Origin of the sequence: Methylomonas sp. DH-1 (assembly GCF_046097555.1) — a bacterium.
GTDB classification, from domain to species: Bacteria; Pseudomonadota; Gammaproteobacteria; order Methylococcales; family Methylomonadaceae; genus Methylomonas; species Methylomonas koyamae.
Genome location: NZ_CP143089.1, coordinates 4,728,501 through 4,754,456, shown reverse-complemented (window position 1 = coordinate 4,754,456; position 25,956 = coordinate 4,728,501). Strand labels below are relative to the sequence as shown.

Annotated in this window: 25 protein-coding genes and 1 pseudogene; 18 read left to right on the top strand and 8 right to left on the bottom strand. The window is 60.2% G+C overall.

The genetic code is table 11. The annotated features are described in order from the left end of the window. Positions 1–305 precede the first annotated feature (305 nt). From VXJ35_RS21725 to VXJ35_RS21670, 12 genes are all read left to right on the top strand, one after another. Entirely contained in the window at positions 306–1,367 is a 1,062-nt protein-coding gene (locus tag VXJ35_RS21725; RefSeq protein WP_064023152.1) for a hypothetical protein, read from the top strand. Between the two features lie 18 nt (positions 1,368–1,385). Further along, complete coding sequence (locus VXJ35_RS21720; protein WP_157198258.1) at positions 1,386–1,532, top strand: hypothetical protein; 147 nt, start codon at positions 1,386–1,388, stop codon at positions 1,530–1,532. Further along, entirely contained in the window at positions 1,522–3,378 is a 1,857-nt protein-coding gene (locus VXJ35_RS21715) for a DUF2341 domain-containing protein (protein ID WP_064023151.1), read from the top strand. The genes VXJ35_RS21720 and VXJ35_RS21715 overlap by 11 nt, the downstream gene beginning before the upstream one ends. A gap of 15 nt (positions 3,379–3,393) precedes the next feature. Then, complete coding sequence (locus VXJ35_RS21710) at positions 3,394–3,798, top strand: biopolymer transporter ExbD (protein WP_064021505.1); 405 nt, start codon at positions 3,394–3,396, stop codon at positions 3,796–3,798. A gap of 514 nt (positions 3,799–4,312) precedes the next feature. Next, complete coding sequence (locus tag VXJ35_RS21705; protein ID WP_064021506.1) at positions 4,313–4,987, top strand: TonB C-terminal domain-containing protein; 675 nt, start codon at positions 4,313–4,315, stop codon at positions 4,985–4,987. 997 nt (positions 4,988–5,984) lie between these two features. Continuing rightward, positions 5,985–7,892, top strand: a complete 1,908-nt coding sequence (locus VXJ35_RS21700) for a putative porin (RefSeq protein WP_064021507.1) — start codon at positions 5,985–5,987, stop codon at positions 7,890–7,892. Between the two features lie 11 nt (positions 7,893–7,903). After that, positions 7,904–8,740, top strand: coding sequence for a hypothetical protein (locus VXJ35_RS21695; RefSeq protein WP_064021508.1), 837 nt, complete (start codon positions 7,904–7,906; stop codon positions 8,738–8,740). After that, the gene (locus tag VXJ35_RS21690) at positions 8,737–10,416 is read left to right on the top strand and encodes a ShlB/FhaC/HecB family hemolysin secretion/activation protein (RefSeq protein ID WP_082880877.1); all 1,680 of its coding nucleotides are present in this window, start codon (positions 8,737–8,739) and stop codon (positions 10,414–10,416) included. Before VXJ35_RS21695 ends, VXJ35_RS21690 begins: the two co-directional genes overlap by 4 nt. A 101-nt stretch (positions 10,417–10,517) precedes the next feature. Next, a complete protein-coding gene (locus VXJ35_RS21685) occupies positions 10,518–10,949 on the top strand; it encodes a winged helix-turn-helix domain-containing protein (RefSeq protein ID WP_082881040.1) in 432 nt (143 codons plus the stop codon). Positions 10,950–10,993: 44 nt separating this feature from the next. After that, positions 10,994–11,743, top strand: coding sequence for a methylenetetrahydrofolate reductase (locus VXJ35_RS21680; protein ID WP_064023150.1), 750 nt, complete (start codon positions 10,994–10,996; stop codon positions 11,741–11,743). A gap of 91 nt (positions 11,744–11,834) precedes the next feature. After that, a complete protein-coding gene (locus VXJ35_RS21675) occupies positions 11,835–12,602 on the top strand; it encodes an exodeoxyribonuclease III (RefSeq protein ID WP_064023149.1) in 768 nt (255 codons plus the stop codon). A gap of 66 nt (positions 12,603–12,668) precedes the next feature. Next, positions 12,669–13,217 carry a uracil-DNA glycosylase family protein gene (locus VXJ35_RS21670; protein ID WP_064023148.1) on the top strand — a complete coding sequence of 183 codons (549 nt, stop codon included), beginning with the start codon at positions 12,669–12,671 and terminating at the stop codon, positions 13,215–13,217. Here VXJ35_RS21670 and leuA read toward each other — a convergent pair. Further along, positions 13,198–14,859: a 2-isopropylmalate synthase gene (gene leuA, locus VXJ35_RS21665; RefSeq protein WP_064023147.1), complete on the bottom strand. Its 1,662-nt coding sequence runs from the start codon at positions 14,857–14,859 to the stop codon at positions 13,198–13,200. The genes VXJ35_RS21670 and leuA overlap by 20 nt on opposite strands. A 159-nt stretch (positions 14,860–15,018) precedes the next feature. Between leuA and VXJ35_RS21660 the strand changes: the two are divergent. Further along, a pseudogene (locus VXJ35_RS21660) lies at positions 15,019–15,481 on the top strand (Lrp/AsnC family transcriptional regulator). Between the two features lie 21 nt (positions 15,482–15,502). On the opposite strand, the gene VXJ35_RS21655 reads toward VXJ35_RS21660, so the two are convergent. Together VXJ35_RS21655 and trpE are read right to left on the bottom strand one after the other, a co-directional pair. Next, on the bottom strand, positions 15,503–16,093 hold the full coding sequence (locus VXJ35_RS21655) for an aminodeoxychorismate/anthranilate synthase component II (RefSeq protein WP_064023146.1): 591 nt from the start codon (positions 16,091–16,093) through the stop codon (positions 15,503–15,505). Then, positions 16,090–17,574, bottom strand: a complete 1,485-nt coding sequence (gene trpE / locus VXJ35_RS21650; protein ID WP_064023646.1) for an anthranilate synthase component I — start codon at positions 17,572–17,574, stop codon at positions 16,090–16,092. The genes VXJ35_RS21655 and trpE overlap by 4 nt, the downstream gene beginning before the upstream one ends. Before the next feature lie 151 nt (positions 17,575–17,725). On the opposite strand from trpE, the gene VXJ35_RS21645 reads away from it, so the two are divergent. Both VXJ35_RS21645 and VXJ35_RS21640 read left to right on the top strand, forming a co-directional pair. Next, entirely contained in the window at positions 17,726–18,601 is an 876-nt protein-coding gene (locus tag VXJ35_RS21645; RefSeq protein ID WP_064023145.1) for a fumarylacetoacetate hydrolase family protein, read from the top strand. Between the two features lie 72 nt (positions 18,602–18,673). After that, entirely contained in the window at positions 18,674–19,129 is a 456-nt protein-coding gene (locus VXJ35_RS21640) for a hypothetical protein (protein WP_064023144.1), read from the top strand. 14 nt (positions 19,130–19,143) lie between these two features. On the opposite strand, the gene VXJ35_RS21635 is transcribed toward VXJ35_RS21640, so the two are convergent. Continuing rightward, positions 19,144–21,027, bottom strand: a complete 1,884-nt coding sequence (locus VXJ35_RS21635; protein WP_064023143.1) for a potassium transporter Kup — start codon at positions 21,025–21,027, stop codon at positions 19,144–19,146. 225 nt (positions 21,028–21,252) lie between these two features. On the opposite strand from VXJ35_RS21635, the gene VXJ35_RS21630 reads away from it, so the two are divergent. From VXJ35_RS21630 to VXJ35_RS21620, 3 genes are read left to right on the top strand one after another with little or no spacing between them, the layout of a single operon-like run. Further along, entirely contained in the window at positions 21,253–22,044 is a 792-nt protein-coding gene (locus tag VXJ35_RS21630; RefSeq protein ID WP_082881039.1) for an energy transducer TonB, read from the top strand. Between the two features lie 18 nt (positions 22,045–22,062). Beyond that, on the top strand, positions 22,063–22,731 hold the full coding sequence (locus tag VXJ35_RS21625) for a MotA/TolQ/ExbB proton channel family protein (RefSeq protein WP_054762871.1): 669 nt from the start codon (positions 22,063–22,065) through the stop codon (positions 22,729–22,731). Positions 22,732–22,735: 4 nt separating this feature from the next. After that, the gene (locus tag VXJ35_RS21620; RefSeq protein WP_064023142.1) at positions 22,736–23,146 is read left to right on the top strand and encodes a biopolymer transporter ExbD; all 411 of its coding nucleotides are present in this window, start codon (positions 22,736–22,738) and stop codon (positions 23,144–23,146) included. Between the two features lie 36 nt (positions 23,147–23,182). On the opposite strand, the gene rimK is transcribed toward VXJ35_RS21620, so the two are convergent. From rimK to VXJ35_RS21600, 4 genes are read right to left on the bottom strand one after another with little or no spacing between them, the layout of a single operon-like run. Then, positions 23,183–24,073, bottom strand: coding sequence for a 30S ribosomal protein S6--L-glutamate ligase (gene rimK, locus VXJ35_RS21615; RefSeq protein ID WP_064023141.1), 891 nt, complete (start codon positions 24,071–24,073; stop codon positions 23,183–23,185). Between the two features lie 18 nt (positions 24,074–24,091). Then, complete coding sequence (mtnC, locus tag VXJ35_RS21610; protein WP_064023140.1) at positions 24,092–24,766, bottom strand: acireductone synthase; 675 nt, start codon at positions 24,764–24,766, stop codon at positions 24,092–24,094. Next, complete coding sequence (locus tag VXJ35_RS21605; protein ID WP_064023139.1) at positions 24,763–25,320, bottom strand: acireductone dioxygenase; 558 nt, start codon at positions 25,318–25,320, stop codon at positions 24,763–24,765. The genes mtnC and VXJ35_RS21605 overlap by 4 nt, the downstream gene beginning before the upstream one ends. Beyond that, the gene (locus VXJ35_RS21600) at positions 25,317–25,940 is read right to left on the bottom strand and encodes a methylthioribulose 1-phosphate dehydratase (RefSeq protein ID WP_082881038.1); all 624 of its coding nucleotides are present in this window, start codon (positions 25,938–25,940) and stop codon (positions 25,317–25,319) included. The genes VXJ35_RS21605 and VXJ35_RS21600 overlap by 4 nt, the downstream gene beginning before the upstream one ends. Between the last annotated feature and the right edge of the window lie 16 nt (positions 25,941–25,956).

Here is a 25,956-nt window from a genome sequence, read left to right as displayed (position 1 = left end):
CAGGCGAAAGCCGATGGGAATGTTCACGCCATCCGATGGGGTAGGCGTGGGCCGCACAGGGACGTGCAACCTTTGGCAAGCTCGCATCGAAATCTCCAATTTCTACCGCTGAGTTACAGGGTGTCGGTGGCGGTGCCCGAGCTATCGAGAATATCCAGATAGCGTTAACAAACAAACAACTCAAGTTGATGCCATAGGACTTGGCAGACTTGAGCGGCACAAGGATGTGCCTCCTTCCCGCCGATGGGCAAGGTTCTTCCGGACAGCCATCGGCGCTTCTTGAATCGCATCCGAGGCGCAATTACATGTTCGATCTAAAAACACTTACCCGGCCGGCCGCCCTGTTCGGCTTGTTCATGGCATTGGCTGCCGCCAATCCGGCATTCGCGGCGGCGACGTCCAGCCAATTCAGCTTCGGCGGCTATCTGAACGCGGGCAGCCCGGCCAGCGTCGATCTGGCTGCCTTGCAAGCCTATGCCGCCGCCAATCCGACCGCGGTAAAAACGGTAGCGACGACCTCCGGCATTTACGAAGGCGTGTCGTTGAGCGCCTTTTTGGGCAGCTATCTGAAAACCGATCCCAGCGTGCCGAAAAACGACATACTGCGCGGTTACGCGGTCGCCACCGGCAGCGACGGTTATAAGGCCGTGTTTTCGTTGGCCGAAATGGACAAGAGTTTCGGCAACCACAACGATATCATCGCCTACAAACTGAACGGCGCCGACCTGACCAGTAGCGGCTTTGCCCGTATCGTCGCGCCCGACGACGTCAAAGCCGGCCGCTGGGTATCCAACCTGTCCAGTCTTTACGTCGGCCACATCCCCTATACGCCCGGCACCGGCGGGGTCTCCGACCAGTTCAGCATCGACGGCGCGGTGACGAATTCGATCAGTTACGACGTTACCAGTCTGGCCGCGGCCTTGCCGGCGCAAACCGTCACGGTGGCGACGCCGCCTTTGACCGGTTCCTCGTTCACCGGCGTCTCTCTGTGGGACTTATTGAATCTGTCCGGCATCGTCACCGACGCCAGTGTGAAAAACGACATCCTCGGCAAATTCGTCGTCGCTACCGGTTCCGACGGCTATCAGGCCATCTTTTCGTTGGGCGAATTGCATCCGAGTTTCGGCAATATTCCGGTGTTGGTGGCGTATGCCAATGGCGTCGGCGCCGGGTTGGGCAGTAAAGGCTTTGCCGAATTGGTGGTCCCCGGCGACGTTGCCAAGGGTGGCCGCTACGTCTCCAATCTGACCGGCCTGACCGTGGTCAGCGTCGCCGCCGTGCCGTTGCCGGCCAGCGCGCTGCTGATGGTGAGCGGTTTGCTCGGCTGCGCCTGGCATGCGCGCCGGCCCAAACCGTTGGCAGCCTGACCGGGGCCGGGCCGCCGCATGAAATTGACGGATGCCGACTTTAAATTGCTCTGTTGCCTGGTGCTGATCGCGCTGATTCTGGGCTGGCTCAATGGCTCCGCGATTGCCGCCGAGCTGACTTTGCATAGCAACAATGTTAACCGGGAACAAACCGATGCTGTCTAGGACAACTAAGTGGGCCTTCGGCCTGTTATTACTGCCGGCGTTGGCCCAAGCCTGGTGGAATGCCGACTGGAGTTCGCGGCGGCAGGTGGCGGTGGACGCCTCGGCGACCGGGGCGGACGTGCAGGAGACCTTGAGCGAGGTGCCGGTGCTGGTGCGGCTGCACGCCGGCAACTTCGGCTACTTTGCCGAATTGGCCGACAACGGCCGCGACTTTCGCGCCTTGAAAGACGAGCAGACGCCGCTGGCCTACCAGGTCGAGCAGGTCGATGCGCTGAGCGAGATCGGTTTGGTTTGGGTCAAGCTGCCGCAAGTGCGCGGTGGCGTTTCCACCGACGACTTCTGGCTGTATTACGGCAACGCCAACGCCCCGGACGCTTCGGATAGCAACAGCCTGTACGACGTGGCCCAAGGCCTGGTCTACCACTTCAATGCGTCCGAGACGTTGCCGCAAGACGCCACCGCTTATGCTTCCCACGCCGCCGACTCCAAAGCCGCGATCCAGGCCGCCGGCTGGATCGGCGCTGCCGCCCAATTCAGCGGCGCCGGCCCCATTACCGTCAACCCGGCGCCGCAACTGGCGCTGGATCCCAGCAAAGGCTGGACCTTCACCACTTGGTTGAAGATCGACCAGGCCAACCCGGCCGCCACCGTGCTCAGCGCCCAAGCCCCCGGCCTGGATTTGCGCCTGACCCTGCAAGGCAACGCCCTGACCGCCGTCGCCGGCAGCGCCAGCACCCCGGTCGCCACGTTGACCCTCGGCAAATGGCAACACGTGGCCCTGGTGCTGCGCCCGGAAACCCTGGCCGCCTACACCGGCGCCAAAGCCGCCGAAAACCCCAACAGCTACGCCCCGCCGCAAATCGTCGAACTCTACCTGGACGGCGTCCCGGTCGGCAGCGTTAAAACCCAACTCGCCGCCGGCCAACCGAGCATCCGCCTGGGCGATAACTACCAAGGCTGGCTCGACGAAGTCCAAATCGCCGCCACCGCCCGCAGCGCCGACTGGCTCAAATTCGCCTACCGCAGCCAAAGCCCCGACTTTGCCGTGCTCAGCTTCGGCCAGGACGAATCCAACGGCAGCGGCGACGCCGGCCACTTCATGGTCATTGTGCAAAACGTCACCGTCGACGGCTGGGTCGTGATCGGTTTAACCCTGATCATGCTGATCGTCGCCGTCATCGTCATGGTCAGCAAAACCCTGGTCATCAACCGCATCGGCAAAGACAACCGCGCCTTCTTGACGCAATACCGCCAGCTCGACCCGAACACGCTCGGCGCGCTGGACCAGGCCGAAACCGCCGAAGAACACGAACTGGCCGACTCGGATTGGCTGACCGCCCTGGTCGGCAAACACGACCACTTCCAGAGTTCGGTGCTGTACCACCTCTACCACACCGCGATCCAGGAACTGAACAAACTGCAAGGCGGCGCCGACCAAGTGGTGACCCGCGAAGCCTGGGACTACCTGCGGGTCAAACTTGACAGCCAGATCGTCCACGAAGGCCAACGCCTGAACAAGCACATGGTGCTGCTGACCATCGCCATCGCCGGCGGCCCGTTTTTAGGCCTGCTCGGCACCGTGGTCGGCGTCATGATCACCTTTGCCGCCATCGCCGCCAGCGGCGACGTCAACATCAACTCCATCGCCCCCGGCATCGCCGCCGCCTTGCTGGCCACCGTCGCCGGCCTGGCCGTCGCCATCCCGGCCCTGTTTGCCTACAACTACCTGCTGACCCAGATCAAAGACATCAGCGCCGGCATGCGCGTGTTCAGCGACGAATTTCTGGCCCTGTTATCGATGCGCGCCGCCCGCCAGGCCGCCGCTAATCAAGCCAACGCCCGTTAAGCCAGGAGACGCAACATGAAAGTCGAAGAAGAAGGCAAGGTATACGACGACATCAACATCACGCCGATGCTGGACGTGGCCTACGTGCTGTTGCTGATCTTCATCATCATGACCACCGCCACCGTGCAGGGCATTACCGTCAACCTGCCCAAGGCCAGTAGCACGCCCAGCCTGTCCAAACCCAAGACCAAGGCGATCTCGATCACCCCGGACGGCAGCGTTTATCTCGACACCTACCCGGTATCGTTGCAGGAACTGGAAACCCGGCTGGCGCAATACAAGGCGGCGACGCCGGACCTGCCGGTGGTGGTCAAGGCCGACGCCAGCGTGCAGTACCAGAAGGTGATTGAGGTCTTGGACATTGTTACCCGGTTGCAGATTAGCCAGTTGGGGTTGGTGACGCAGAAGTTGGTGAAGTAAAGGATGTGTCGCTGGCGCGACGGCTGGATTGAATGTCGGGTCTCGGCCCGACAGCCGAGTGACTTTTCTTTGCTTGGCCAAAGAAAAGTCACCAAAAGAAAGGCCACCCCGCTGCCGCTTGAATCCTGCGCGCCGTCGGGTTTGAACGGGGTTTTCCGAAGGGGCTTCCCAGCCCCTGCGGAAAACGCGATGCATCCTTGCATCGCCCCTGCGGGCTGATCCGTTCAAACCCGCCGGTGCTCGGCGCGGCAAAGGGGAACAACCGGCGAACCGGTATTCAATCGTTGTGGCGGTAGCAAAACCTTCAAAACGTTTGGGTTCGATTTAGGACGTAGGGTGGGCACGGTTTATGTGCCCACGCGGAATGGCGCGATGCGTGTCGGTGACACCAATAGCGCCCACGCGGAAGCAAACCGGCGCGGAATCAAACCGGGGAAAACCAGGCCGGGTATCGGCCGGATGGATTGGAGAACACGGCGCACTGGGCGTTGTGGCGACGACTGATTGAAACGAGATGACAAACAAATACGCCTGGCTGCGGCGCTTGCCGGTGGTGTTGGGGATAGGGTTGAGCCTGCTGATTGGTTTGGGCGTGTGGTGGTTGGCGGACAAGTTCGAGAAGCCGCCGCAGACCAAAAAGCAGGTGCAGCAGATCACGATGATCCAGCCGCCGCCTCCGCCACCCCCGCCGCCGGAGCAAGCGCCGCCACCGCCGGAGGAAATCAAGGAAGAAAAGATCGAAGAACCCGAGCCGGAACCCGAGCCCGAACCTTCGCCGGAGCCCGACGAAGCGCCGCCGGCCGAAGACCTGGGCGTGGATGCCGACGGCACCGCCGGCAGCGACGGCTTTGGCCTTCAAGCCCGCAAGGGCGGCCGCTCGATCCTGGGCGGTGGCGGCGGCAACGCCATTCTGTGGTACGGCGGCCAGATCCAGCGCCAGGTCGAGACCGGCCTGCAAAACCTGCTGGCCGACACCCCGGCCGCGCAAGCCGGCTACAGCGTGATCCTGGAAATCTGGGTCGGCCCGGACGGCCGCATCAGCCGCAGTGAATTGGCCGGCGGCAGCGGTAAGGCCGACATCGACCAGGCCCTGCGTGCGGCCTTGCCGCGGCTGCGGGCCAGCGTCGGCCGGCCGCCGCCGGAGAGCATGCCGCAGCCGATTCGGATACGGTTGAGTTCGAGGGTTTAGAGCGAACGCCGTTCATCTCACAGCGGCATGGAAGAGGTGTCGCTGGCGCGACGGCTGGTTTGAACGCCGGTTCGCGGACCGGCGGCCGCGATACTTTCGCTACGAAAACCATCCATGGTTTTCGCCCTAAAGGGCCAGCCTTTGGCTGTTCAAATTCGTTCCAAACGAATTTGTGCGTCGCCAAAAGAAAGTATCCAAAGAAAAGGCGACCCCGCTGCCGCTTGAATCCTGCGCGCCGTCGGGTTTGGCAAGGGTTTTCGGAAGGGGCTTCCTGCCCCTCCGAAAACGCGCGGCCTCCCTGCCGCGCCCCTGACGGGCTGATCTTGCCAAACCCGCCGGTGCTCGGCGCGGCAAAGGGGGAACAACCGGCGAACCGGTATTCAATCGTTGTGGCGGTAGCGAAGCCTTAAAAAACCCCGCGTCCGAGTTCGCTGGGGGTAATCGGGCCGACCCCGACAAAAGATTTACCCGTGTTGTTCGGTAAGTCTGTCGGTAGTGGGAGGGTTTTATCTCCCGTATGCCGCGCCGAGCACCGCAGCTTTTGAATGGAACAGCCCGCAGGGGCGTCGCAGGGATGCGACGCGTTGGCGGAGGGGCAGGAGCCCCTTCCGCCAACCCCATTCAAAAGCGAGGAGCGCAGGGAATAAGCGGCATCCGGGTGGCCTTTCTTTTGGTGGCTTTTCTTTGGCCAAACACAAATTCGTCAGGAACGAATTTGAACAGCCAATAGGCTGGCCCGCAGGGCGAAAACCAAGGATGGTTTTCGTAGCGAAAGCCACTCGGCTGTCGGGCCGAGACCCGACATTAAAAAAGCTTCGCGCTAGCGAAACCTTAAAAACACAGGCGTCCGATGACGCTAACGCGAATTGAACCTACGTTGGCAAATCTGTTGAAACCCGCCGCTGCTCGGTGCGGCTAAGGGGACGGTGCTGCCCGACTTGGAAACGAAATCATTTAGTGGCTTTGGCCTGAATTTGAAGAACTTGTAATAGAACCTATGAACACCGTAAGCAAATCCCTGGCCCTGGTTTTGACCGGCAGCCTGACCGCCAACGCCGGCGCGGCGCAAGCCGCCACTCCGGCCCCGGCCGACGCCGTGATTCCGGTCAAGAAATCCACCCTGGTCAACCTGGTCGACCTGCTGGTGCAGCGCGGCGTGATTAACCAAGACGAAGGCCAAGGCCTGGTGCAGGCCGCCGAACAGGAAGCGGTCGCCGCTCAGGCCAAAGCCGAATCGGCCAATGCCGCGCGCGGCGCTAATCCGGCCGGCAATAGCGGAACCTCGGCCACAGCCACCCCGGACGCCGCCCAAACCGCGGCCGAGTGGGCCGGCGAGCCGGCCAATGTTGCGGGCAAAACCGGCAAAACCAAACACGTCGCTTACGTGCCCGAGTTCGTCAAAAAAGAAATCCGCGACCAGGTCCGCGCCGAACTGAAGGCCGAGGTGTTGCAGGATGTGAAGCGCGACGCCAAAGACGAAGGTTGGGGCATTCCCGGCGCGTTGCCGGAGTGGGTGGCGGCGATCCATCCCAGCTTCGACATGCGCATCCGTTTCGCCGACGAGTTCTACGGTAAAGAAAACGCCGGCGGGGTCGAGAACGTCGGCCTCGATGCGGCCGGCAACTTCGTCGGCCCCTACAACTGGCTGGCCATCAACCGTGCCGCCACCGGCAACCAGGCCGGCTTGACCACCCAGGTCTCGCTGAACCCGAACGAGGCCATCATTAACAACCAAAAAGACCGGCTGCGGCTACGCGAACGCTTCCGCCTCGGCTTCGAAGCCAACCTGGCCGACGGTTTGAAAGCCGGGGTGCGCTTCGCTACCAGTAACATCAACAACCCGGTCTCGAACGACCAGACCCTGGGCAATACCGGCCAGTCCTACCAGTTCGCCATCGACCGCGCCTACCTGCAATACGATTTTCTGGACGAACGTAAGACCAATTGGTTTAGCTTGTACGCCGGCCGCATCATCAATCCGTTCCTGTCCACCGACGTGGTGTTCGACCCGGATTTGAGTTTCGAAGGCGTGGCCGGCAGCTTCCGCTTGCCGTTCAATCGCGGCAGCAACAAACTGGCCGGCTACAAAACGCCGAACCCGACCGCCCGCTTCGGCATCAACCAGGGCCAACAAACCCCGGACAGCCTGTTCGTCACGCTGGGCGTATTCCCGTTGCAGGACATCGACGTCTCGGTCAACGACAAATGGCTGTATGCCGGCCAGGTCGGCGCCGACTGGCTGGTGTGGCAGGACTCGCGGTTGAATCTGGCCGCGTCCTATTACGAATTCCACAACGTCCAGGCCCGGCGCAATCCGGTCGGCAGCCATGCCTACGACTGGACCGCACCGCAGTTCGTGCAGAAGGGCAACTCGATGGTGGCGATCAGCGACGCCAACACCTTGCTGCCCAACTGCACCGACACCGTCGGCTGCTTGTTCGGCCTGGCCTCCGAGTTCAAGGTGTTCAACGCCACGGCCATGTTCGATTACGCCGGCTTCGGCGACACCCACGTGCTGTTCACCGCCGATTATGCCCAAAACCTGGGCTTCAACCGGCAGAAAATCCTGAGCCAGTTCGGCACCGCCTTCGCCAGCACCGACCTGCAGCCGCGCACCAAGGCCTACCAGGTGCGGGTCGATGTCGGCGCGGCGGAATTGCGGCGCTGGGCCGACTGGAACGTCAACCTGGCTTACCGTTACGTGCAGCGCGACGCGGTGCTGGATGCCTTTACCGACTCGATCTTCCACCAGGGCGGTACCGACGCCAAGGGCTGGGTGATGGGCTTGCAATACGGCCTGGCCAAAAGCACCTGGCTCAACCTGCGCTGGTTCAGCACCGACGCCATCGACGGCCCCCGCTACAGCATCGACACCGTCAACGTCGATTTGAACGCGCGGTTCTAGGAGGGCAGGCGATGGCTAAGCAACAACCCTGGCGCTGGATTTATGTCCCGCCGTTATGCCTGCTACTGCTGTTGGCCGGCATTGAAACCAGTGACGCCGAACCCAAAGCCGCCGCCCCCGGCGGCGACGCGATCAAGAAGGCCCAAGGCCTGATCCGCCAGCTCAGCCAGGAAAAACAAGCGCTGGAAGCCGAGAAAGCGGCCTGGCTTAACGAAAAAGCCGGGCTGGAAGCCAAGCTGAAAAGCCTGGAAGCCGCCGTGGCGCAACTGGCACCGCTGCAAGGCGAAGTCGCGCGCTATAAAAACGGCCTGGAAGCGGTCAAAACCAGCCTGGAAAGCCAGCTCAGCCAACAGCGCCAGCGCGAACAGGCCCTGGTGCAAAAACACAACGACGTGGTGGCCAAAGCCCGCGCCATTCGCGACGACAACCAACTGTTGGTGCAGGCGGTGCAGGAGCGGGAGCAGTGGATCGGCCAATGCGGCCAACTGAACCAACAGTTGCGCGAACTGAACCAGCGCGTGGTCGACGGTTACGAACAAAAAGGCCTGTGGCAGCAACTGGCGGAACTGGAACCGCTCACCGGCATCGCCAAGGTCGATACGCAAAACCGGGCCGAGGAATACCGCTATCAGCTCAAGCAGTTGAAAGTGACGCCGTTCGAAGCCGGTGCGGCGTTGCCGGCCGGCCAGACCGCGGCCGAGCCGGCGCAGGAAGCGCCAGCGCCCATTGACACCGCCACCCGCGCCGAGCCTGGCGCCGATAGCGCCGGCGGGCAGCCGGCAGAAGCGGCCAGCGCAACCGCAGTGGCATCGCCACAAACGCCTGTCAATCGGGGGGCTGGGCAATGAAACGCTGCCAACCGCTAACGCCGGCCTGGCTGGCCGCTTGCTGTCTGCTCGCTAGCGCAGCCGATGCCGCGACGCCGCCGGCACCAACGCCGCCCGGCGAGGCGGCCCGCGGCGACAGCGCAGCCGGTACCGGAAAGGACGCCGCCGACACCGCCACGCAATGGGCCGGCGAAGCCCAACCGCGCTTCGACCTGTTGGACTTTCAGATCGACGGCAACAGCCTGCTCGACGACGAAACCCTGGAACAGGCGGTGTATCCCTATCTGGGGCCGGAGAAAACCGTGGCCGATGTGGAACAGGCCCGGGCCGCGCTGGAAGAGGCCTACCGCGCCGCCGGTTACCCGACCGTGGTGGTGTCGATCCCGGAGCAGGATGTCAACGAGGCCAGTGTGCGGCTGCAGGTGGTGGAGGGCAGTATCGAGACCTTGCACATCAGCGGTTCGCGCTATTTCGACTTGGGCAAGATCCGCGCCGGGGTGCCGGCCCTGGCCGAGGGCCGGGCGCCGCATATGCCGCAGGTGCAGGAACAGATTAACGCGCTGGCCAAACAATCCGGCGACCGCTCGATCACGCCGGTGTTCCGTGCCGGCTCGACCCCGGGCAAAATGGAAGTGGAACTGAAGGTCAAGGACGAACTGCCGCTGCACGGCAGCCTGGAGCTGAACAGCCGCAACTCGGAACATACCAGCTACACCCGGCTGCAAGGCAGCTTGCGCTACGACAACCTGTGGCAGAAGTTCCACAGCGCCTCGGTGCAATACCAGGTCTCGCCGCAAAACGCCGAAGAAGTCGAAGTCTGGTCCGGCACCTACGTGCTGCCGACCGGCTGGGCCGACACCCGGCTGGCGCTGTACGGCATCGGCATCAGCTCCAGCACCCAGCTCGGCGTCAACGTCGGCGGCCTGTCGGTGGTCGGCGCCGGTTCCATCTACGGCGCCCGCCTGGTGAAGCCGTTGGACAGCGGCAGCGACGGCGTGCTGCACAGCCTCAACTTCGGCGTGGATTACAAGAGCTTCGACCAGCAGATCGCCCAGTTCGCCGGCAGCGGCAGCCCGATCAGCTACGCCGCCTTCGTCGCCGGTTACGACGGCGTGCGCCGCGGCGACGGCTACGCCAGCAGCCTGAACCTGAGCGGCCACTTCAGCTTCCGCGGCCTGGGCAACGACGCCGAGCAGTTCGAAAGCAAACGCGCCGGCGCCACGCCCAATTTCCTCTACCTGACCGCCGAGCTGAAACACCAACAGCAACTGCCGGGAGACTTTCGGCTGCAAGCCCGCGCCGGCGGCCAGGCCAGCATGGCGAAGCTGATCAGCAACGAACAGTTCTCGGCCGGCGGCCCGCTCAGCGTCCGCGGCTACCACCAGACCCAGCTGCTGGGCGACCACGGCGTCAACCTGTCGCTGGAGCTGTACAGCCCGCACCTGCTGCCGAACGAGATCGACACCGCGCAAAACCTGCGCCTGCTCGGCTTCATCGACTGGGCCCACCTGTGGACCGATGCGCCGATCGCACCGACCCCGGCCAACGAAACCCTGGCCGCGGCCGGCATCGGCCTGCGCCTCCAACTGCTGAAACGCCTGAGCGGCGAACTGGACTGGGCCTACCCGTTCCATTCCCACGGCAGCGTCGACATCGGACAACAACGCCTCGATTTTAGGATGGCTTATGAGTTTTAAGGCGGCGGCCGAATATTGCATTGCGGTAGATACTATTTAGAATTAAAGCGGTCGGCGATGTATCATGCCAACCCTTAGTCGTTTTCGTCCGTTGCCAAGCCATGAAACCTGTCAAGACCGATGCGGATGCCTTGCTGCCGCAATTAAAAATCACGGTACGCCTGATGCATAACCAGGAAATTGCGATGGGGCCGGGTAAGGCGGAACTGCTGGCGGCCATTCGCAAAACCGGTTCCATCATGGCGGCAGGTAAGTCCATGAACATGAGTTACCGTCGGGCCTGGCTGCTGGTGGACGTGATGAACCGCAGCTTCGCGGAGCCGTTGGTGCATGCCGCGAAAGGCGGCCGCCACGGCGGCGGCACGGTGTTGACGCCGATGGGAGAACAGGTTCTGGAGCAATATTTGAAAATGGTCGATGCCGTCAACCATTCCGCCAACGCCTATCTGCCGCTATTCTCGGGGTTGATGGCCACCAAACAGGACGCCATACCGCTCGAAGACGAAATACCGGAACAGCGAACGGCCGGTTGACATTGCCGCCAAGAATCAATAGACCAACCATCTTCACCACCTGCATGAACATTTCTTTCGAAATCGTCCCCAGAAGCCTGGCGGCTTTTGACGAACAATACGCCTTTGTGCAAACCCTGAGCGGCGGCATCAACATTATCAACGTGCCGGACATCCAGCGCTTCGATACCCGCAGTTGGCAGTTGGCAACCCGCATCGACCGCGATAAATACCGCTTCATCCCGCATTTCCGGGCCATCGACTTCAAAATCGAAAGCGGCGAATTGTTCCGCATCATCGAGGAATACGGCCTGGACAGCGTGTTGCTGGTAACCGGCGATCCGCCGGAGGGCTTGAAACGGGCGTTTTACAATACCGACGTGGTCGATTTGATCCGCGCCGTGCGTAGCCGCTTTCCGGAGTTGAACATTTACGCCGGTTTCGACCCGCATCGCCAGGGCTTGCAGGACGAGTGCGACTATATCTGGCGCAAGGCCGATGCCGGCGCCACCGGTTTTTTCTCGCAGCCGTTTTACGATCCGCGCATGGCCGAGATTTATGCCGAGCATATGCAAGGCCTGGAAACCTATATCGGCATCAGCCCGATCACGACCCAGGCGTCGCAAAACTATTGGGAAGTGAAAAATCGGGTCAAATTCCCGAAGAGTTTTCGCCCGGATTACGACTGGAACGTCGAGTTCGCCAATAATCTGATCGCCACCGCCGCCGAAACCGGTTTGCACGTCTATTTCATGCCGATCCGGATCGATTTGGCCAAATATTTTCAGCGGATCCGTTTCGATACGGCGCAATAACGCCAGCCGCGGCGAGTTCGGGCCGGTTCCTCATGACCTTTGCCCCTTCAGCGCTTAGAATAAGCCGGTCGCAACCCCATCCATCAAGTCCATGAAAATAGTCTCCTGGAACGTTAACGGCATTCGCGCCGTGCAAGGCAAAGGTTTTGCCGAAACTCTGGCTCGAATCGGCGCCGATTGCATATTGCTGCAAGAAACCAAGGCCCAGGAAGATCAGGTCGCCCAAGCCTTGGCCGGCATAGACGGTTACCACGTTTACGCCAATTCGGCCGAGCGCAAGGGCTATTCCGGCGTCGCGCTGCTGTGCCGGCAGCAGCCTTTGCAGATTCTGCGGGATATCGGCCAGACCGATCACGATTCGGAAGGCCGGGTTATCGCCGCAGAATACGAAGGTTTTTATTTGGTCAACGTTTATGTCCCCAATTCCGGCGACGGCTTATCGCGGCTGGATTACCGGCAAACCTGGGACCGAGCTTTCGCCGATTATCTGGCCGACTTGCAAAGCCGCAAGCCAGTCATCGTCGGCGGCGACTTCAACGTCGCCCACCAAGCCATCGACATCGCCCGGCCCAAGGCCAACTACAATAAATCGGCCGGCTATACCCAGGCCGAGATCGACGGCTTCGGCGGCATTCTGGGGCGCGGCCTGGTCGACAGCTTCCGCCATTTCCACCCCGACACGGTTGCGTACAGTTGGTGGAGTTACCGCGCCAACGCCCGCGAAAAGAACATCGGTTGGCGGATCGACTATATGCTGGCCAGCGAGCCGTTGCTGCCGAGCATAAGCAGCGCCTTCATCCTGCCGGAAATCGCCGGCTCCGACCACTGCCCGGTCGGTATCGAGATCAAGCCGGCTTAACACCGAGTGTTACCCGCACTACACGCTCACCGCGAACAGTTGCTGGCTTGCCGGCGCTGTCCGGACATGGTCGGGCCGGTGGTTTGTTGCCAGCCGGTGTTGTCGAAGGTGATGCTGATAGGCCAGGCGCCGGGCGGCAAGGAAGGCCAGTTCGGCAAACCGTTCGCCTGGACTGCCGGCAAAACCTTGTTCGGCTGGTTCGGCCGGCTGGGGCTGAGCGAAGAGCAGGTTCGGCAACGGCTTTACATGGCGGCGGTGTGCCGTTGCTTCCCCGGCAAGCAGGCCGGCGGCGGCGACCGGGTGCCGAGCCCGGCCGAAATCGACCATTGTGCGGCGTGGCTGCGGGCCGAAATCGAGCTATTGCAACCGCAATTGATACTTCCGGTCGGCAAACTGGCGATCCGGCAATGGTTGCAGGCCGACAAGCTCAGCGAGGTGATCGGCAAGCAATTTCGGGTCGAGGCCTACGGCCACGCCGCCGACCTGATTCCGCTGCCGCACCCGTCCGGCGCCTCGACCTGGCACCGGACCGAGCCGGGTATCGGTTTGCTGGCCGAGGCCCTGGCGGCGATCGAGCGCCATCCGGCCTGGCAAGCTATCCGGCCAAACGATTGATGCCGCTGACCAGCGCCTTGATCGAGGCCGTGACCAAGTTGTCGTCGATACCGACGCCGTAGCCAGTACGCGAGTCCGGTCCGGCCAGTTCGACGAAGGCGCAGGCCTGGGCATCGCCGCCGTGGCGGCTGGGGCCGAGCGAGCGTTCTTCGTAACTGCGGATGGTCACAGCGTAGTCCAGCGCCGCCAACGCGGCGACCGCCGCATCCAGCGGGCCGTTGCCTGCGCCAGCCAAACATCGCGCTACGCCGCGCCAATGCAGATCCAATTCAATCCGCTGGCCGCCGGCGCTATCGCTCAAGCGGTGGCCGAGGTAAAGCAGCGGTGCGTTCGCCTCCAAATACGCGGCGTTGAACAAGCGCCAGATTTGCGCGTGGCCGATTTCGCCGCCTTCCGCATCGGCCTGGCGCTGAACCACTTGCGCGAATTCCACCTGCAACCGGCGCGGCAACACCAGGCCGTAATGGCTTTCCAGTAAATGGGCAATGCCGCCCTTGCCGGACTGGCTGTTAACCCGGATCACCGCGTCGTAGCCGCGGCCGACGTCGGCCGGATCGAACGGCAAATACGGCACGTTCCACACAGCGTCCGCCGTTTGCGCGGCGAAGCCTTTCTTGATCGCGTCCTGATGCGAACCGGAAAACGCGGTGAATACCAAGTCGCCGGCGTAAGGCTGGCGCGGCGGTACCGTCAAACCGGTACAGGCTTCGAAACTGCGCGCCACCGCGTCGATGTCGGAAAAATCCAGGCCCGGCGCGATGCCCTGGGTGTACAAATTCAAGGCCAAGGTCACCAAGTCGACGTTGCCGGTACGCTCGCCGTTGCCGAACAAACAGCCTTCGACTCGCTCGGCGCCGGCCATCAAGGCCAGTTCGGCGGCGGCCACCGCGGTACCGCGGTCGTTGTGCGGATGTACGCTCAACACCACGCTGTCGCGGCGAGCGATGCGGCGGTGCATCCATTCGATCTGGTCGGCGTAGACGTTCGGCGTCGCGTTTTCCACCGAGGACGGCAGGTTCAAAATCAGCTTGTTGTCCGGCGTCGCGCCCCAGGCTTCGACCACCGCGTCGGCCACTGCCAGCGCGTAATCCAGCTCGGTGGCGGTAAACGTTTCCAGGCTGTATTGCAAACGCCAATCGGTGTCCGGCAGCGCGGCGGTCAAATCTTTGACCAAGCGCACCGAATCGACCGCCATCGCCAGCACTTCAGCTTGGCTCATGCCCAATACCAGCTCGCGGAACGGTTGCGAGGTGGCGTTGACGATATGCACGATTGCGCTGCGGGCGCCGCGCAAGCTGTCGATGGTGCGGCGCAACAGCGGCGCGCGGGCATGGCTCAGTACTTCTATCGTCACGTCGTCCGGAATTCGCTGTTCGGTAATCAGTTGGCGGACGAAGTCGAAATCGGTCTGCGAAGCCGACGGAAATGCCACTTCGATTTGTTTGAAACCGATGCCGCACAGCGTCTCGAATAAGCGCAATTTGCGCTCGGCATTCATCGGTTCGAATAAAGCCTGGTTGCCATCGCGCAAGTCGGTGCTCATCCAGATCGGTGCACGGGTAATGCTGCGGTTGGGCCATTGCCGGTCGGCCAACGCGACTGGCGGGAACGGGCGGTATTTCAAAGAAGGGTTGCTTAACATCGCTGGTCTCCTGCGTTTCGGTTGGCGATACGATAGGCCAGATCGACGCGCAGGCGATTGCGTTGTTAGTCTTGATTGAACGATAAATTGGAGGAATATTGCCAATTTAATTTCATATGTTTAAATTAATTGCGCATTTTTAAGACTTAGCGGAATTTTATGGAATTGGATCGCTACGACCGGCAGATTTTGGAGATTTTGCAAACCGACGGCCGGATCAGCAATCAGGAATTGGCCGACCGAATCGGCCTGTCGCCGTCGCCGTGTTTGCGCCGAGTGCGGGCGCTGGAGGAGGCCGGCCTGATCGTCGGCTATGGATGCCAAGGCCTTGGGCCTCAGCCTGACGGCCTTGATCCAGATTTCGATGGACCGGCATACGCCGGAGCGCTTTGCTTCTTTCGAGGCCGCCGTCGCCGAAATTCCGGAAGTCATGGAATGCCTGTTGATTACCGGCCAGGCTGCCGATTACCAGCTCAAGGTCGCGGTCAAGGATTTGGACGCTTACCAGGAATTGCTGCTGAAACGCATCACCGGCATTCCCGGTGTCAGCGGCGTGCATTCCAGCTTCGTATTGCGCCGAGTCGTCGATAAGACGGCGTTTGCGGTGGGCGCCGCGGGATAAAACCGGCCGCGGCCGGATTCGTCAGCGCTGCAGAAAATTCCTGAGCATGTCGTGTCCATGCTCGGTCAGAATCGACTCGGGGTGGAATTGCACGCCTTCGATGTCCAGGGTTTTGTGGCGCACGCCCATGATTTCGTCGATATAGCCGGCTTCGTCCTGAGTCCAGGCCGTCACTTCCAAGCAATCCGGCAGCGTGGCCTGCTCGATAACCAACGAGTGGTAGCGGGTGGCGGTGAACGGATTGCTCAAGCTTTTGAACACGCCCAAATCTTTGTGATACACCGGCGACACCTTGCCGTGCATGATCTGCTTGGCATGGATGATGTTGCCGCCGAAGGCATAACCTATGCTTTGGTGGCCGAGACAGACACCCAAAATCGGATATCTGCCGGCGTAGCGGTGGATGGTTTCTACAGAAATGCCGGCTTCCTTCGGTGTGCAGGGGCCGGGGGAAATGACGATTTTGTCCGGGCGCAGCCCTTCGATGTCCTCGACCGTGACTTCGTCGTTACGCACCACCACCACCTCGGCGCCGAGTTCGCCGAAATATTGCACCAGGTTGTAGGTGAAGGAATCGTAGTTGTCGACCATCACCAATCTGACGCCGCTCATGCTTTGCCTCCGAGGCCGGCTTCGGCCATGCTGACGGCGCGGAACACCGCGCGGCCTTTGTTCATTGTTTCATCCCATTCGTTGCGCGGGACCGAGTCGTAAACGATGCCGGCGCCGGCCTGAATGTGTAAAGTTTGGTCTTTGATGACGGCGGTGCGGATCGCAATCGCGGTATCAAGATTGCCTGACCACGATATGTAGCCGACCGCGCCGGAATAAATGCCGCGCTTGACGGGTTCCAGTTCGTCGATGATTTCCATCGCCCGAATCTTCGGTGCGCCGCTGACGGTGCCGGCCGGAAATGTCGCCGCCAATACGTCGAAGGCATTCTTGCCATCCTGCAATTCGCCGGTGACGTTGGATACGATATGCATCACGTGGGAATAGCGTTCGACGATCATCTTGTCGGTCAGTTTGACGCTGCCGATTTTGGCGACGCGGCCGGTATCGTTGCGGCCCAGGTCGATCAGCATCAGATGCTCGGCGATTTCTTTCGGATCGGCCAGCAGTTCTTTTTCCAGCTCCAGATCCTGCTCGTGGGTTTCGCCGCGTTTGCGGGTGCCGGCAATCGGCCTGACCGTGACTTCGTTGTCTTCCAGCCGCACCAAAATTTCCGGCGACGAACCGACCACATGCAGGTCACCGAGATTCATGAAGAACATGTAAGGCGACGGATTCAGGCAGCGCAAGGCCCGGTACAAATCCAGCGGTGCAGCTTCAAACGGAATCGACATCCGCTGCGACAACACCACCTGCATGCAATCGCCGTCGGTGATGTATTGTTTGACTTTCATGACCGCGTCTTCGAATCCCTGTTGGGTAAAGCCGGAAACGAAGTCGGCTTCCTGCACGTGCTTGGTCGCGGCGTGCGGTTGCGGATGGGCGTGCGGCTTACGCAATTTTTCCACCAGCCGATCCAGACGGGCCTTGGCGTTATGGTAAGCGTTATCGTGGGCCGGGTCGGCGTGAGTCAATAGCAGCATCTTGCCGGACAGGTTGTCGAACACCAGCAAATCCTGGGATACCATCAACAGAATATCCGGCGCACCGATCGGATCGGGTTTGGCCGACGCTTGCAACCGCGTTTCGATGTAACCGATGGTCTCGTAACCGAAGTAACCGACCAAGCCGCCGTTGAAACGCGGCAGGCCGGGCACGTCCGGCACTTTATATTGTTGGCGGAATTCTTCTATCCACTGTAACGGCTGGCTATGCTCGAAGGCTTCGCTGTCGGCGCCCTCAGTTTCGAGCGTTATCCGCTTACCGCTGATTTTGATCCGGGTATGGCAAGGCAGACCGATGATAGAGTAACGCCCCCATTGCTCGCCGCCATGCACCGATTCGAACAGATAAGAATAGGCGCCGTCGGCCAGCTTTAAATAAGCGCTGAGCGGCGTGTCCAGGTCGGCTAAAACTTCGCGCCAGACCGGGATGCGGTTATAGCCCTGTTGGGCGTAGTCGGCAAATTGGGCGGGTGTCATCGGTGGAACTCGAAATGGGGCGGCCAGGCCGCGGACAATCAAGCCGCGATTGTAACCCACAACGCGACGGGCGGCGAACGCCAACGCCGGCTTGCCGCGAATTGGCAGCCGATCGGCTAGAATGGCAGGTTTTTGGGACGGGATAGCACGAATGAAACTGGCGACTTTTCTGGACAACGGCGAACGCAAAATCGGTGCGGTAGTAGGCGAACAGGTGATAGCGGCAGGCGCCGGTTTGCCCAACGACATGTTGGCGTTTCTGGCGGCGGGCGCTGCGGCGCAAGGGGCGTTACAGGCCTTGATCGATAGCGGCGCTGCCGGCAAGCCGTTGGCTGAGGTGCAATTGCTGGCGCCGATCCCGCGTCCCGGCAAGTTGTTGGGCGTGGGTTTGAATTACGCCGACCATATCGGCGAAACCGGTCTGGAAAAGCCGGAATACCCGACGTTTTTTACCAAGCAAAGCACCTGCGTGATCGGCCCCGGCGCGGCGATCCACCTGCCGCCGGTTTCCGACAAAGTCGATTACGAAGGAGAACTGGCGCTGGTCATCGGCAAACGCTGCAAAAACGTCTCCGCCGAACGCGCCGGCGAAGTGATTGCCGGCTATACCATCTGCAACGACGTCACGGTGCGCGACTGGCAGGCCCGCACGCCGACCTGGACCCTGGGCAAGTCGTTCGATACCCACGGCCCGCTCGGCCCGTGGCTGGTCACCGCCGACGAAATCGCCGATCCGCACAATCTGAGCCTGAAAACCTGGGTCGACGCCGAATTGCGCCAAAACGCCAACACCGGCGAGATGATTTTCAATTGCTACGAGTTGATCGCTTATCTGAGCCAAGTCATGACCCTGGAACCCGGCGACGTCATCAGCACCGGCACGCCGGCCGGCGTCGGCGTGAAGATGAAGCCGCGCGGTTATTTGAAGCCGGGACAAATCGTGCGCATCGAAATCGAAGGCATCGGTACGTTGACCAATCCGGTCGCCGTGGAGCCGGAGAATTATTTGGCCGGACCGAAAGTTTAAGCACCGATTAAGTCTGCCTCGGTAAGCTGAAGCCAACTTAAATCAAGAGGGCCCAACAGCCAAGAGGCAGCCATGAAAACCTTGAACGTCGCCGTTTTTTCGATCGTCGCTATCATCCTGTCGGGTTGTGCGACCGGCTATTACCAACGCGGCTACTCGAGTTACGGTTACGGCTCCGGTTACTCGACTCCGGGTTATTACCAAAGTTACGGTTCGAGCTATTACACCCCGAGCACGACCATCACTTACGGCCGCTACTACCTGCCGCAAGGCCGAGTTCACGACCATCGCGACCACCATGACTGGCGCCGGCCCGATTTCGACCGTCACGACGACCGTCGCGGCGACTGGGGCAGACGGTCGCCGGACCACGATAGGCACGATCAGCAACCGGACCGCTCTTCCTGGCGCGGAAACTCGTTGATGGCGCGGCCGGAACCGGCCGAAGCCGGTGGCCGCAGGGAATGGCGCGAGCGCGGCAACGGCGATAGCCGGCCGGGCGGTTGGCGCGGACGCCGCGACCGGTAGCCGCAGCGCAGGGTTTACAACTCGATCCGAATCCCCAACTCGATCACGCGATCGACCGGGATTTTGAAATACTCGATCGCGCTGCTGGAATTGTGAGTCAGGAAACTGAACAGCGAGCGTCGCCATTTCGGCATCGGACTTTTGCGGCGGAATGACAGCCGCTCGCTACCGATAAAAAACGATACGGTTTTCTGGTTGATATCCAGGCCTTCGTGGCAGCAAAGTTGCAAGGCACGACGGACGTCCTGCTCTTCCTGAAAGCCGAAATACAACTTGACCCGGTAAAAATTGCCGCTGTCGCCGAACGAGCGGATTTTGACCCGCTGCGCCTCTTCCACGTAAGGCTCCTCGCGAGTGACGATGGTCAGTACGATCACTTTCTCGTGAATGACGTGATTGTGCTCCAGGTTGTGCAGCAAAACCTGCGGCACGCCGTGCACGTTGCGCGCCATATAAATCGCGGTACCGGGTACGGTGGCCGGCGGCCGGTCGCGCAAGCGCTCTTCCAAATCCTCGAACAATACCCGGCGTTCGTCCAGATAGCGCGCCAGCAGTTGTTTGCCCTTGATCCAGGTGGTCATCACCAAAAACAGCACGGTACCGACCACCAGCGGCAGCCAGCCGCCGTGCGGAATTTTCAGGCTGTTGGAGGACAGAAACAGCAAGTCGATGATCAAGAACGTCGAAAGAAACAGAATGCTGGTGGGCTTGTTCCATTGCCACAAGCCCTGGATCACGATGAACGCCAATATCGTGTCGACGATCATGGTTCCGGTCACGGCGATGCCGTAAGCCGAGGCGAGTGCCGACGATGATTTAAAGCTGAGTACCAAAATGAACACAGACACCATCAACAACCAGTTGATGGTCGGCACGAACACTTGGCCCATTTCGTCGCCGGAGGTATGGCGAATGTTCATCCGCGGGCAATAGCCCAACTGGATGGCTTGGCGGGTGACGGAAAAGGCGCCGGAAATCACGGCTTGCGATGCGATCACGGTGGACAGCGTAGCCAGAACCAACAACGGATAAGATGCCCACTGCGGCGCCATCAAAAAGAACGGATTTTCCACCGCCTTCGGGTTGCCGATCAACAAGGCGCCCTGGCCTAGATAATTCAACAACAGCGCCGGGAACACGAAACCGAACCAGGCGTAGCGGATCGGTTTCAAACCGAAATGACCCATGTCGGCGTACAGTGCCTCGGCGCCGGTAATCGCCAGCACCACGGCTCCCATGATGACAAAGCCTTTCCAGCCGATTTCGAGCAGCAGATTCGCGGCGTAATAAGGATTGATTGCCATCAGCACGTCCGGATGCTGGACGATATTGACGATGCCGAGCAGGGCCAGGGCTGCAAACCAAAAACACATCACCGGCGCAAACATGCGGCCGACCCGGCCCGTACCTTTGGCCTGGATGATGAACAGCACGGCCAACACCAGGATCGTGATCGGCGTAACAAAGCTCTCCAGCCTGGGGGCGACGATCCGCAAACCCTCCACGGCACTCAGCACCGAAATGGCCGGCGTGATCATGCTGTCGCCGTAGAACAGCGCCGCCCCGAGCAAGCCTATCGTGACGATGAACAGCTTGCGCTCCGTGTTGTCTTTGGAGCCGTGCAAAGCCAGCGCCATCAAAGCCATAATCCCGCCTTCGCCCTTATTGTCCGCGCGCATGATGAAGATGGCGTATTTGGTCGTCACCACCAGCGTGATGGCCCAGAAAATCAGCGACAACACGCCTAGAACGTGAACCGTATCGGTAGGCAAGCCGCCGTGAAATACCTCTTTAATGGCATATAACGGGCTGGTGCCTATATCGCCGAATACGACGCCGATGGCGCTAAAGGCCAACGCAGCGATTTGCTCCTTGGTCTGGGATTGTTTTGCAGGCATAGAAAAAATCGGAAAGAAGGGAGGACGGGCTTGAAAATTATGCCACAGTTCGCGATTTTGCCGCCAATGGCAAAGGATGGTAGTGGGGATTTAAGGTTCTGAAACGTCTTAGTCTATATTCGGCCACGCCAGTCGCCCCAGATGCGGCTGACGCGGGGGGAACTAATAACATACAATGTATGATTAAAAAACCAATCGCGCATATTTTTGTATCGAACAGCCTATATGTTTTTATTTAAAAACCACGAAGATGCTTTGCCGGAAAATCACTTGGTATCCTTCGGCGGTGCGGGGCAAACGGGGGAGCGCGGTCAACATTGGTTTTGGCGGAGCCTGTTCGGCGAAGAACGGCCCGCCAGCATGCTGCGGCTGCTAGCGGTCTTGGTGCTGTTATTGCACATTTGGGGCCTGCAGCAACTGTTGCAACCGGAAGAAAAATTGACCCAGGCCCAACCGTTGGTCATGGAAGTGTCGATGATAGCGATGTCGGCGCCGAAACCCAGTGCCGCGCCGCCACCGCCCGCCCCTCCGCCGCCGGAGAAAAAGCCGCCGCCGAAAAAACCGCAGCCGAAACCGGTGCCGAAGAAGGCGCCGCCGCCGATTGTGCAAAAAGCGCCGGAATTTGCGCCGGTGGAAGCCCCGGCCGAGCCGCAGCCGACTCCGGTTACCGCGCCGAGCGCACCCAGCGCCCCGGCCACCGCCGCGAGCAGCGTGCCGACTCACGCCGAACAATTTACCGAAGCCAATTTCCGCGCCAACTATGCGCACAATCCGAAGCCGGAATACCCGATGATCGCGAAAAGCCGCGGTTGGCAGGGTAAAGTGCTGTTAAAGGTCCAGGTTTCCGCGGAAGGCCTGAGCGATGCGGTCGCGGTGGATCAGAGCAGCGGCCACGAAATACTGGACGAATCGGCGGTAGAGGCCGTCAAAAAATGGAAATTCATTCCGGCCAAGCGCGGTGAAACGCCGGTGGCCAGTTCGGTGATCGTGCCAATCATTTTTACACTACGTGAATAATAAAACTCGGAGAGAGTAATGCCTTACCATATAGCCCCGGAAGCTGTTATCGACGCCACGCTGTACACATTGGTGGTGTTTTCGCTGATAACCTGGACTTTGATTCTGTTTAAAATTTGGCAATTCGCCAAAAACAACTATTACAACAAAAAGTACAACGCCGCTTTTTGGGACTCGGCCGATTTGAAAGCCGCCGAACAATTGCCCGCCGAGACCGCGCGCGGCCCGAAAGCCCGCATCGCCCAATGCGGTTTTGCCTGGTTGGCGGAAATGAGCCACCCGGAGACCTGCGCCAGCCTGAAATTCCGCGGTTCGCCGCAAGACTTGCTGGAACAAACCCTGCGTAAACAAACCCAGGACGAGCAACGCCGGATGGAAAGCGGCCTGACTATGCTCGCCAGCATCGGCAGCACGGCGCCGTTCGTCGGTTTATTCGGTACCGTATTGGGCATCATGCACGCGATGCACGACATCAGCGCCAGCGGCTCGGCCAGCCTCGACGTTGTGGCCGGCCCGATCGGCGACGCTTTGATCGCCACGGCCATCGGTATCGCGGTAGCGGTTCCTGCAGTCTTGGCCTACAATTTTTTCCTGAGGCGCGCCAAGCACCATCGGGCGTCGCTGGAAAATTTCGTGGACGGCTTTCTGCATATCGCCTTTGGCGACAACGGTAAAAACAAGGAGTAAATAAATGGGATTTAAAACGAATTCGGAAGACGACGAGGCGGTCAGCGAGATAAACGTCACGCCGCTGGTCGACGTGATGCTGGTGCTGGTTATCATTCTGTTGGTAACGGCGCCTTTACTAACCCAATCCGTGAACGTGGCGCTGCCGAAAACGGCCTCAACCACGCCTGATACCGAAAAACAGCCGATGCAATTGGGTATCGACGCCCAGGGTGCCGTGACGTTGAACAAGAATCCGATCGCCGATCTGGTGGCGCTGGACAGCACGCTGAAAAGCGAACTGGCCGCCAACCCCGAGCTGATCATCCATATCTACGCCGATCAAGGCGTCAACTACGGCAAAGTGGCGGAAGTCATGGCAACCGTGCAACACGCCGGCATCTCGAAACTGGCTTTCGTCACGCTGGAGCAATAGCGGCATTATCCGAGTCCGGTGCAGCCGGACTCTTTCTTATGCAGACTTGACCTTTCCGGCGTTTTTTTCGATGTGTTCGATCATCAAACCGGCAATGTCCTTGCCGCTGGTCTTTTCGATGCCCTCCAGGCCGGGTGAGGAATTGACTTCCATCACCAACGGTCCGCGTTTAGAACGCAGCAAATCCACGCCGCACACGTCCAAGCCCATGATTTTTGCCGCTTGAACCGCCGCGGCGCGCTCGGCCGGCGCCAGTCTGATCAGCGTGGCAGTGCCGCCGCGATGCAGATTGGAGCGGAATTCACCTTCGCGGCCTTGGCGCTTCATCGCCGCCACTACTTTGTCGCCGATCACGAAACAGCGAATGTCGCTGCCGGCCGCCTCTTGAACGAACTCCTGCACCATGATGTTGGCGTTCAGGCCCATGAAGGCCTGAATCACGCTGTGGGCAGCGTTATGGGTTTCCGCCAGCACCACGCCGATGCCTTGCGAGCCCTCCACCAGTTTGATCACCAACGGCGCGCCGCCGACTTCGGCGATCAAATCCTCGATATTGTCCGGATTATGGGCAAACGCGGTGATCGGTAAATCGATGCCTTTGCGGGCCAGCAGTTGGCTGGAGGCCATTTTGTCGCGGGATCGGCTGATTGCCGCCGATTTGTTCAGGGTGTAGACGCCCATCACTTCGAATTGGCGTAGCACCGCCGTGCCGTAAAAGGTAATCGACGCGCCGATGCGCGGAATCACTGCGTCGTAACCCAACAAATCCTCGCCCATGTAATGGATCGACGGCTTCATCGAGGTGATGTTCATGTAGCAATGGGTCGGATCGAAGATGCGCGCGTCATGGCCGCGCGCTTTGGCGGCCTCCATAAGCCGCACGCTGGAATACAGCGCCGGGTCGCGCGATAGGATGGCGATTTTCATAGGCCGCGTAATGCCGGATTAAAAGCGTATCGCATCGAAATCGGCCGCTTGCGGATGTTCGGCGCCGGCATCCGTCGCCTGTTCTCGCACCAGCCAACGGGTAGCAAAGCCGGCCGCCCGCGCCGCATCGAGTTCTTCGCGAATGTCGGACAAAAACAGGATCTGCGCACCAGGCAAACCGAGTTCCTCGGCTATTTTTCGATAAGAATCGGCTTCGCGCTTGCCGCCGATGCGGGTATCGAAATAACCGGAGAACAGCGGCGTCAGATCGCCGAAGTCGCTGTGCCCGAACAATAATTTCTGTGCCTGCACCGAGCCGGACGAATAAACGTAGAGCTTCAATCCGCGCTGGTGCCACGCGCGCAAATTGCGGACCGCATCTGCGTAGACGTGGCCGGTAAAATCGCCGTTGCGGTAACCGTCCAGCCAGATTAAGCCTTGCAGGGATTTGAGCGGCGTGATTTTCTGGTCGGCATCGATCCAGGCAATGAATTGTTCGATCAATGCCGCTTGATTGAGTTGGCCGCCCGCCAGCCGGTTGGCATCGTCCAATAAGGCTTGTACCTCAGGATCGGCGCAGTGCTCGGCGACGAAGCCGGGCAGGTGGGCGCGGGCGTAAGGGAACAACACGTCCTTGACGAACGACAACGACGACGTAGTGCCCTCAATGTCGGTAACGATGGCTTCGATCATAAGGTAGCGAGGTATTGGTCCAGAGTCGGGAAGCTATCGGCGATCTTGTCGCCGGTAAAATCCGCCACCCAGCCGTCTTCGGTGGTGAACAGGCGGATGCATTTGAAAGCCGGGTTTTCGCCCATGTCGAACCAATGCTTAGTATTCGCCGGTACGCTGATCAAATCGCCTTGTTCGCACAATACCGCGTGCACTTGATCGCCGACGTGCAGGTAAAACAAGCCTTTGCCTTCCACAAAAAAACGCACTTCGAAGTCGCTATGAATATGCTCCGACAAAAACTTTTGGCGTAACGCATCCTTGTTGGGATGCTCGGCGTTCAGGCTGATGACGTCGACCGATTGAAAACCGTATTGCTGCTTCAATTTGTCTATCGAACTTTGGTAAGCCGCCAGCACTGCGTCGGCGCCAGCATCGGCGGCGAAGGCCTGATCGGCTTGCCAGCGTTCGAACTGCACGCCCAGGCCGCTTAATTGGCTGGAGATCGCGTCAAAGTCGCGCCAGGTCTGGCCTTGGCCGGGTTGGTTAGCGGGGTAGGTAGTCAATGCGCTCATAATCGTTTCACTCCGTGCAGACGAATTTCGATATCGAATAAAAACTCCAGGGCTTCCAGATGGCGTAAGGCATCGTCCACCGAAGCGCCCCAAGTGTAAAAACCGTGGCCGGCGATAATGTAGCCGTGAATGTCGCCGTGGATATCCAAATAGTGCTCGACCTCGGCCGCCAACTGCGGAATGTCCTGGTCATTGGCAAAAATCGGCACAACGATCCGGCTTTCGTGGGTATCGATGCCGGGCAATGCCTTCAGCAGCTCGTAATCTTCCAGTACGATTTCGTTTTGAAATAGCCGGGCGGTCAAGGTGGCATTCACCGAATGCGGGTGCAATACGGCCTGGACATCCGGGTAACGTCGGTAAATCGAGGTATGCAGCAAGGTCTCCGCCGACGGCTTCTTGCCGTCGAGGGAGCGGCCTTGAGGGTCGATCAGCATGATGTCGTCGGTTTGCAAACGGCCTTTATGCCGGCCTGATACCGTGATCGCAATATTGCCGTCCGCCAAACGCGCCGAAAAGTTGCCGCTGGTGGCAGGCACCCAGCCTTTGCTGTCGATAAAGCGGCCGGCCGCGATCAATTGTTCGGCCTTCAGGTAGAACTCGTCGCTTTTCAAGGTCATGGAAAATTTGCGGATG